This window comes from Salinivibrio siamensis (assembly GCF_001996005.1).
Lineage (GTDB): Bacteria > Pseudomonadota > Gammaproteobacteria > Enterobacterales > Vibrionaceae > Salinivibrio > Salinivibrio siamensis.
Window position 1 is genome coordinate 26,787 of sequence record NZ_MUFB01000030.1, and the last position, 9,601, is coordinate 36,387.

Annotated in this window: 8 protein-coding genes; 4 read left to right on the plus strand and 4 right to left on the minus strand. The window is 46.9% G+C overall.

The genetic code is table 11. The features are described 5' to 3' along the window. Positions 1–10: 10 nt before the first annotated feature. The 3 genes from BZG73_RS13525 to cls all read right to left on the minus strand — a co-directional run bounded on the left by BZG73_RS13525 (position 11) and on the right by cls (position 2,851). Positions 11–547, minus strand: a complete 537-nt coding sequence (locus BZG73_RS13525; protein WP_077668567.1) for a molybdopterin-dependent oxidoreductase — start codon at positions 545–547, stop codon at positions 11–13. 321 nt (positions 548–868) lie between these two features. Then, positions 869–1,174 carry a hypothetical protein gene (locus tag BZG73_RS13530; protein ID WP_077668568.1) on the minus strand — a complete coding sequence of 102 codons (306 nt, stop codon included), beginning with the start codon at positions 1,172–1,174 and terminating at the stop codon, positions 869–871. A gap of 216 nt (positions 1,175–1,390) precedes the next feature. After that, positions 1,391–2,851 (minus strand): cardiolipin synthase, encoded by a 1,461-nt coding sequence (gene cls, locus BZG73_RS13535; protein ID WP_077668569.1) that lies wholly within the window; start codon positions 2,849–2,851, stop codon positions 1,391–1,393. Between the two features lie 517 nt (positions 2,852–3,368). On the opposite strand from cls, the gene BZG73_RS13540 reads away from it, so the two are divergent. The 4 genes from BZG73_RS13540 (at position 3,369) to BZG73_RS13555 (ending at position 8,217) form a co-directional block, all read left to right on the plus strand. Then, positions 3,369–4,712: a sodium-dependent transporter gene (locus tag BZG73_RS13540; RefSeq protein ID WP_077668570.1), complete on the plus strand. Its 1,344-nt coding sequence runs from the start codon at positions 3,369–3,371 to the stop codon at positions 4,710–4,712. A 146-nt stretch (positions 4,713–4,858) separates the two neighbouring features. Further along, a complete protein-coding gene (locus tag BZG73_RS13545) occupies positions 4,859–5,401 on the plus strand; it encodes a septation protein A (protein WP_077668571.1) in 543 nt (180 codons plus the stop codon). A 95-nt stretch (positions 5,402–5,496) separates the two neighbouring features. After that, a complete protein-coding gene (yciA, locus tag BZG73_RS13550; RefSeq protein ID WP_046073443.1) occupies positions 5,497–5,889 on the plus strand; it encodes an acyl-CoA thioester hydrolase YciA in 393 nt (130 codons plus the stop codon). Between the two features lie 312 nt (positions 5,890–6,201). Beyond that, on the plus strand, positions 6,202–8,217 hold the full coding sequence (locus tag BZG73_RS13555) for an FG-GAP repeat protein (protein WP_077668572.1): 2,016 nt from the start codon (positions 6,202–6,204) through the stop codon (positions 8,215–8,217). Between the two features lie 189 nt (positions 8,218–8,406). On the opposite strand, the gene BZG73_RS13560 is transcribed toward BZG73_RS13555, so the two are convergent. After that, positions 8,407–9,601: diguanylate cyclase (locus BZG73_RS13560; protein WP_131826204.1), on the minus strand; the 1,195-nt coding region annotated here is incomplete at its 5' end.

Below are 9,601 nucleotides of genomic sequence, written 5' to 3' on the forward strand. Positions count from 1 at the left end.
TCCTGCCTCCTCAAGGCTCAACCTCAATGTCTGTTAACTGCCAAACCATCGTCTCGTAGAAGCGATCGGATTGCAGGCGCGGGTAATCATCCAAAGGGTAAACCAACCAAAGTGGCCCTAACGTCCGAATGGTCATCGGTTTACCATTGCGCTCAAACGCAATAATAGGCTGATAGCGTGTCACTACGTCCCGCGTTAAACGTGCCTGATAGCGGTTCATCGCATGAAGCGTCAATGCTTGATAGTGCGATACATTGGCGGCTTCAAGCAGTATTGAAAGTTTGACCCCCCGAAAGGTTTGCAATCCGGAAGTAAAAGGCGTGTGTGTAGTGATATCGATTTGAGGCAATCTGTTTAATTGTTGACGATCAAAACTGATGCGCTCCCCATCGCCTACCGTGAGAGTCAGTGACACAGGAACACGAAGTGACGCTTGTGCGCTGCCTAGTGCGATCACACAGACAAATAGCACCACGAGATAGGGAACGAATGCGCGCGCCGACGCGCAAAATACCGTTATACAGGTTGGGCATGATTGTACGTTCATCGCTCACCATTTACGTCCTTACGGTTGTCTTTTCTGCTGTCGCTCAACCGTTACTACTCAATAAAAACAGGTTTAGGTTACGTGCCAGACGCAGCCTACCCAAGCGTATTGCGCGCTCAGAATGAGCCACCTGTCAGCATCTCACCACGTGTGTGGCGGACTTGCGACTAGTGTGCGTCAAGATGATGCATATTGAACAGCCCTAACAAGCGGGTTTATTGATAATTCGCACAATTGAGACAAAAGGAAGTCAGCGCGATCAGAGCGCACGTCATGAAGGCAAAAAAAGACCCACCAATAAACCACTGGTGGGTCAGGGTGTTAGCTCAGGTCACGCATTAATATCTCGAACTCTTCTTGAGCTTGGTCAATCAATGTCGCGAGCTCGTTGGCATCACGATGGTTCAAAGGTAACGCCCAATTATCATGTTTGCCGGGCTCAATGTGTTCAGCCAACAACTGGGTGATTTTGCCTTTACGCTGAAACGACACTTCATCAAATTCAGCGAGGTGGGGGCTCTCCTCGTCGGCGATGTGCACCGTCACATTGCCATTGGGGATCACCCGCACATGCGCTTGACGCGCGGGGGTGGTGTTTAAGGTGTAACTACGTGAATGGATAGACATGTTAGCCTCCTATCACTCAACTTGGGGCACTGATTAGTATAGTGCGTYGCCAGGAGGGATGGCTGACTATCCGGCTGTGTATTGCTTAAGATCATAGATGGTTACATTCTTGTTGCCTCATCACAAGCAAATACAAATACTTATGCAGTAATACTGCATACGGTAAATAGATTAGCCTGCACGTGTCATCGTGTCTTATCCGACAACTCAGCTTCCTTACAGCAGCGGGCTAAACATGTAAAAGAACTGCTCGATCGGCTTATGATAAAACGGTCTTTGTTGCCAATCGTCGGCACTAATACGGGTCGATTGCGCCAAATAATGACGGTGCAACGTATTAATGCTCGCGCAAAATTCAGGATCGTCGATGGTCAGCGTGAGCTCAAAATTCAGCCACAGACTGCGCATATCGAGGTTGACCGTGCCCACAAGACAGTATTGCTCATCCACCAGCACGGATTTGGTATGCAATAAACCGCCACCAAACCGGTAGATTTCTATCCCTGCTGACATTAAGTCTTCAAAAAACGAGCGGCTCGCCCACTCCACCATCAAGGAGTCATTTTTCTCGGGAATAATCAGCGTGACTGACACTCCGCGCTGCGCGGCCGTTTGTAAGCTCACCATCAGCCCTTCACTTGGTACCAAATAAGGAGTGGTGATCACAATGCTTTTTTCCGCTTGATGGATAGCAAGGGTCAATACCTGTTGAATCATGCCTTCTGGCAAGCCAGGTCCAGACGGGATGGCCTGCACCGCGTGATTGGCGTGCTGGTGATCTTCAATCAGCAAACACTCTGGCGATGATGGCAAGTCGCGGAGTCCAGTCTCTACCTCCCAATCCCATGCAAACACGCTACTTAATACCGGCACCGTGGGGCCAGAGACCCGCACCATCACATCCACCCATTGGCCCACGCCTGCGTCTTGCTTAAAAAAGCGCGGATCCACGAGGTTCATAGAGCCGGTATACGCAATATGATTATCAATGATCGCCACCTTACGGTGCTGGCGAATATCAAGGCGGCGGAAAAACATCCGAAACGGATTCACGGCAAGGGCTTCAATCAGCTCAACCCCGGCTTCACGCATGGCATGTGGCCATTTACTACGGAAAAAAACTTTACTCCCGGCAGAGTCCAACATGATACGCACCGGGATCCCACGCTTGGCAGTGTCACACGCTGCTTGCGCCACTTCATCAGCATGGCCACCTGGGTGCCAAATATAAAACACCATATCGACGCTTTTCTGCGCCTGACGAATATCAAGTGCCACGGACTTCAGAATATCAGCGGGCTCGGTCTGTAAGGCTAGCTGATTACCAGTGAGCTCCGGCACACCAATTCGGGCATGGCAGAGACGGTTGACATGGTGAGATTGTTCATTGATGTGCTGAGGACGATGGGCTGGACACGCTTGCAAGCTCAGTAACCATTGCCGGTAGGGTTCAAACATCGCTTTCGCTCGCATTGCACGCGTTTTGCCGAGGTTGAGCTCACCAAATAGCAGGTAGGCAATGACACCCACAATAGGCAGAATATAAATGATCATTAACCAAGCAATAGAGACTCCCAGTGCGCGGCGCTTGAACACCACTCGCACAGTTACCCCAGCAATGGTTAGCCAGTACACTAATAGCAGCAGTAAGGTTACGATCTCGTAGACTTTTTCCATGCCTAATTGCACACCCTATTAATAACGAACGAAAGCATGTTCTCTCGCTGTCTCTATTCTGCCTAGCTTGGCACGCGGTGCAAGCCATCATTTGTCTCTATAAAACGACAAGTGGCGGAAAAATCGTGACAAAAACCACAATAAGTCACTAACAAGTACTTTAACGCGTACACCAAAACGTGACTCAGGGCAGCAATGTTAACAATGTGTTAAATCAGTAATTGCGATAGAGAAAGCCACTGTGATACTCACTATAGGTAGCGAATTACCCTTACTAATGACCAAGAAGTAATCACGCGGAGAGAGAATATGGGGAAATACAGCCATATGATGGCATTACGTACGGCATGATCTTCAAATTCTACGCATAAACTGGTTTACTTACGAGTCTTTACAGAGGGAAGCACTTACTTAAGCGTGTAATGATTAATTTACACCTTAGATGAGTACCTGATGGGCGTCACTGACTATGCGTCCATAAAAATCAATTAATTATCGAATACGATATCGAGTAGGTATGGCAAACACACAACGCGCACAATTTTCATCCCGATTAGGGTTTATTTTGGCGGCAGCCGGCTCTGCGATTGGGCTCGGCAACATTTGGGGCTTCCCCACGCAAACAGCATCAAACGGCGGCGCCGTTTTTCTGTTCATTTATTTAATCATGATTTTTGTCCTCGCGTACCCCCTTTTGGTAGCAGAACTCACTATTGGACGCTATGGCAATGCTAACCCAGTTCGCTCATTATCCTCAGTCGCGGGTGGGCAAAAATGGTTGGGCCGTTTGCTCGGCTTGGTCGGTATGCTCGGGGCAACCGGTATCCTTAGCTTCTATGCCATCGTCGCCGGTTGGCTGGTCGGATTTATGGTGTCACCACTGCTCACCGCGCTGGGCTTTGTCGATGCCGCGAACTGGTTAGAGTCATTCAGCGAAACCCGTAACCTCGCCCTGATGCTGTGCTTTATGGTACCGACCATTTTGGTGGTTCGTAACGGCATTGCTAACGGGATCGAGCGTTGGTCGTCTCGCTTAATGCCAGTGCTATTTTTACTCTTCGTGGTGATGGTGGTGTACATTCTGTTCCAGCCTGGCGCGATTGATGGCTTGAAAATGTACCTGATCCCCGATCCATCACACCTCTCGCCGAGCCTGGTAGTGAGTGCGATGGGACAAGCGTTCTTCTCGCTCTCACTCGGTGTGTGCGTAATGATGGTCTATGGCTCATACCTATCCAAGTCAGCCAGTATCCCTAAAACCGCGGCTCAAGTGGCACTGCTTGATACCGGCATCGCCTTTATTGCCGGGCTATTGATTATGCCGGCGATGTTTGTCGCCCAGCACAACGGGGTGGCGATTTACAGTGAAACCGGTGATCTACTCAGTAGCGATACCCTCGTATTCAGCGTGCTACCTGCCATGTTCGATACCATGGGCAATGCCGGCTTGTTTATCGGCTTCGCTTTCTTCTTGCTGATGGTTATTGCGGCTCTCACATCGGCTATTTCAATGCTTGAAGTGCCCGTGGCTTGTGCAACCGAAGAACTACGCCAATCTCGCGAAAAAGCTGTTTGGTGGATTGGTGGTTTGATCACCCTTGCCTCAGCCACCATTGTATATAACTTTGGCGATCTGTTTGGTCTAGTGGTCACCGTTACCACCGAATACGCGCAGCCTATTCTCGGCCTGCTGTTTGCCTTGGTGGCGGGTTGGCTATGGCACCGCAACGAAATCTTGAAAGAGCTGGTTCAAGGCAGCCCTGAGCTCGGTGAAACCTGGTTTTGGAAAATCTGGCCAGGCTACGTTCGTGTTATCTGCCCAATACTGATGCTATTGGTGTTCGGCTGGGATTGGATTTAATCTTCAACGCGCCTTGGCAGCACCTTTGCCAAGGCGCCTCCGCTTAACCCTTATCCGCTTTAAAATTGTCGTTTCCCCCCTCTCACCCATTTGGTTACACTGCTTACACATTTAGCTTTAAAGCAGCATAGGCACACGATGGCGTTATGAAACAACTGATTGATTTTATTCCACTCATTATCTTCTTCGCGCTGTACAAGTTTTACGATATTTATATGGCAACCGGCGCACTGATTATCGCTACCCTGGTGCAAGTTGCACTGGTATGGGTGTTGTATAAACGCGTCGAAAAGATGCAAATCGTCACTGCCATTTTGGTCGCTATATTTGGCGGCATGACGCTATTTTTTCACGATGACAACTTCATCAAGTGGAAGGTGACTATTGTGTATGCCCTGTTTGCCATTGGCTTGGCGGTGTCCGAGGCGATGGGCAAACCGCTGATTAAAAACATGCTCAGCAAAGAGATCACACTCCCGGAGCGTGTATGGCGCACCATTAATTGGGCCTGGATCGGATTCTTTTCGCTATTAGCGGGCGTGAATATTTATGTCGCTTACAGCATGCCACTTGATGCCTGGGTGAACTTTAAGGTCTTCGGCACCTTGATCCTGACCTTCCTATTTATGATTGCAACTGGGGTGTATATCTACCGCCATATGCCCAAAGAGAGCAACTCAGACCAATAAAAACTTGCCCAAATGCTGTGTTAGCGGTCACAATTCTTACCTTGTTCTATAAAAAAGGGGTCTACCCCCTTTTGCGATAAGATGTGAAGAGAGCCATGCCTGACAATAAAAACAACTGCCCCCGCGGCCAACTGCTGCTTCGTACATTAGCCATGCCCGCCGACACTAACGCCAATGGGGATATTTTTGGCGGCTGGATCATGTCCCAGCTCGATTTAGCTGGCGCGATCCTCGCCAAAGAAATATCGGGGGGACGCGTTGTCACTGTGTCAGTCAATGACATTACGTTTAAATCGCCCGTCAGTGTTGGCGATGTGGTCTGCTGCTACGGGACATGCCAACGCATCGGCAATACCTCGATTACCATTGAACTTGAGGTCTGGGTTAAGCCCGTCAGTCATGATGAGATAGGCGATCGCAGCAAAGTGAGCCATGCGACCTTTAATTATGTCGCCATTGATGAAAACGGCCGCCCTCGTAAAGTTTAGGCTCACTCAAGACTTAATCGCCAAACTACAGTTACTAAAGTTAATGAAGTAAACCAAATCCAACACACTATTTTTGAGCCAAGCTAGATATTTTTGAACTAAGCGTGAGAAGGAGAAAATACTCGCCTTCTCTCGCTTTTTCCTGCTAGAAAGAAAATGTGTGAGTAACGGCAGCTTATCTGTTCGTGCCGACTTATAAATGCCCTAAGTCAATTGCAACCCAATAGCACATGTTTTATAAACAAGAGTAAGGTAGCGTCACGACGTGTGGTCACGATGATCACCGGCTGATAAGTACAGGGAAGTCGAAGTATGGCTCCAGGATGGGCTTTTGGTGTTGTTGTACTTGCTCTCTTTGCACTAAAGAGCTGCAATGATGACACTGGAGACACAAATTTTACGATTACTTCCTCCACTAGCGGTGGTGGTTCCATTGCGCCTTCAACCTCTCTGGACGTTGGTCAAGGTGCGCGCCAGCGTTTCACCTTAACACCGTTCGACGGCTATCAGCTGGATAAAGTGGACAGCACGTGTGGTGGAAAGCTAACTGGTGATATATACATCACAGCCCCTATTTATTCGGATTGTTCCGTGATTGCCCGGTTTGGCCTTACGGTGCCTAAAGCGCCTCACTTATCGATGACGCCACAACAAACCAAAACATTTGCTTTCAACTGGGATGATCTCTCGAATGAGAATCAGTACCTGCTTTATGAAAATTCCGATGGTAATTCAGGATTTACCCAAATCGCGACCATCTCTAACAATGTAACAACCTACGAGCTTGAAAAGTTTTTACCCACTAGCGCCAATGCTGAATACATCCTCTCCGCGTGCAACGATAAAGGCTGCACAGACTCATCGACCTATACTGTGAACCAGAGCGAACTAAAGGATGCTATTGGTTATATTAAAGCCTCCAACACAGATGCTAGCGATGAGTTTGGTTATTTCGCTGAGCTATCAAAAGATGGAGAGACGCTTGCAATTGGTGCCATTAATGAAAGTAGTAATGCAACAGGAATTAATGGCAACCAAACCAATAACGCAACACAATCATCTGGTGCTGTGTATATATTTAGGTATGTGAATCACGCTTGGCAACAAGAGGCGTATATCAAAGCTTCAAACACTGACACTGATGATATTTTTGGTCATAGTCTCAGTTTATCAGAAGATGGGAGTACTCTTGTGGTGGGCGCACCAGGGGAAGATAGTGCAGCAACTGGTGTCAACGGTACTCAAAACGATGAATCGAGTACAAACAGTGGTGCTGCCTATGTATTCACTCGCGATAATAACACTTGGAGTCAACAAGCCTATTTAAAAGCATCAAATACCCACTCAAACGATGAATTTGGTTGGAGCCTTGCGTTAAGTGCTGACGGAAACCGACTGGCTGTCAGTGCTTACAAGGAAAGCAGCAATACAACAGGTATCGATGGCAATCAAGCTGACACATCTTTCAGTGGGAGCGGTGCAGTTTATATATTTAATCGCGATAGTGGCAATACATGGTCACAAGACACATATATAAAGGCGTCGAATACTGGCGCATCAGATCAATTTGGCTACAGCATCGCACTCTCCAACAATGGCAATACATTGGCAGTTGGCGCGCGTTATGAGGACAGTGACGCAACAGGTATCAACGGAGACGAAAGCAATAATGCTGCCACAGGTAGTGGTGCGGTTTACGTGTTTAATCACGATGGAAATAGCTGGAGTCAAGAAGCGTATCTCAAAGCTTCTAATACCGAATCCAATGATTCTTTCGGGGCATCAGTCGAACTATCTGCAAATGGGAACACCTTGGCAATAGGCGCACCACTTGAGAGTAGTGGCTCCTCGGTGATCAACAACGGGCAAATGGATAACTCAGCACCCTCTAGCGGAGCGTCTTACGTTTTTGTAAGAAGTGGTACCACATGGAGCCAACAAGCTTACTTAAAAGCATCTAATACTGATGCAAACAATGTCTTTGGCTGGTACCAATCAATGAGTTCAAATGGCGATGTATTAGCGATAGCCGCCGTTGGTGAAAAAAGTGCAACGATTGGAATTAACGGTAATGAGAACGACACGTCGGCGGCAGATAGCGGCGCGGTCTATCTGTTTGAGCGAGATGGAATCACCTGGGTACAACAATCTTACATCAAGCCACCCAATACTGAGGCAAGCGATTTATTCGGATTTGTTGCTTCTCTATCCGCCAATGGAGACGTATTAGCGATTGGCTCTCGCAGAGAAGACAGCGCGTCTTCCGGAATCAATAGTGACCAACAGAATAACAGCGCGAGCAGCAGCGGCGCTGTATACCTATATTAATAACTTCCCTCTTAGGGTAGAGGGTGGACGTGATGGCAATGGAATATTCATATCGGCGAACGTAACCCTAAGGCTACGTTCCACTATGACGTGATTGCCAACCAATCTTGTTAAGAACAATGCCTTTGAATTTAACAAACGGGGGATCTGCGTATCCACCATAATATGTACATCGACGATATTTTAGTCCTATTCATCGATATCATCTTGCTCATTCCAAAAACAGTAATGATTCTTTCCATTGCTTTTGGCTCGATACATCGCTTTGTCAGCTTTCGCAACCAGCCCGTTTATACTGTTATCATCATTTGGAAAGATAGAAACACCAACACTTAACGAGACAAAGCTGAACTTGTCAGAGTGAGACAGCGTCATTCTTACTGATGACATCACTTCATCGACTAGTAGTTTAATAGCATTGTAATCAGGCATGTTAGCTAATAAAAGCAAAAACTCATCTCCACCAATCCTCGCCACAACATCAGTTTGTCGGACTGACTCCGTTAACGTCTTAGCTACGTCGCACAAAAGTCGATCCCCTGTTTGATGCCCAAAACTATCATTTACTTTTTTAAAATTATCTAGATCAACAAAAACTACAGAAACATAATTACCTTTTTCTTTTGATGCTTGAGTTATAACCTCCAATTTTTTCATCGCGAAATCACGAGTGGCCAATCCTGTCAAATTATCATGGTTAGCCAAGTGTTCTAACTGAGACTTTAACTCTTCTCGCTTCTCAGCATTATTTTTAAATACAACAAGTGCTTTCGCCATTTGGCCAATCTCATCCTCACGCTTACTAATGTAAACGTTAGTCGAGAGGTCATTTTTTGCTAGCCGTAGCATTGTACTTGTCATTGTCCTAATCGGGTTTGAAATACTAACACCTAATAAATACCCCGAAAAAACAACAAACACAAAAACGATAAGATTAGTAAACAGGAATATTTGACTCATTTCCGATACAGGCTGGAACACCTCATCTTGATCGACTTCGGCAATCATCACCCACTCAACGCCTTTGAAAGAGATAGGTGCATAAGCGGAGTACACACGTCGCCCTCGGTAATCGGTAAATAACCCTTTTCCTGATGAACCTTGTAAACCATCTCTTGATGGCACAGTGTCCACTCTAGTCTTCAGTATATTATTGTGCTCTAAAAACCTGGAGTCACTTCGCATYAAAAAATCAGAGCCGACTAAATAGGATTCGCCAGTGGCTCCCATTCCCGCCGTCACTTGCATGATTTTATTTATAGGTTCAATAGGAAGCTGAAAGATTAACGCGCCCATATAATTAACATTTCTATCAAAAACAGGAATCCCTATAAAACTAGAGGGCATGTTATTATTGGGTTCATAAAAATCAATATCTGAATAG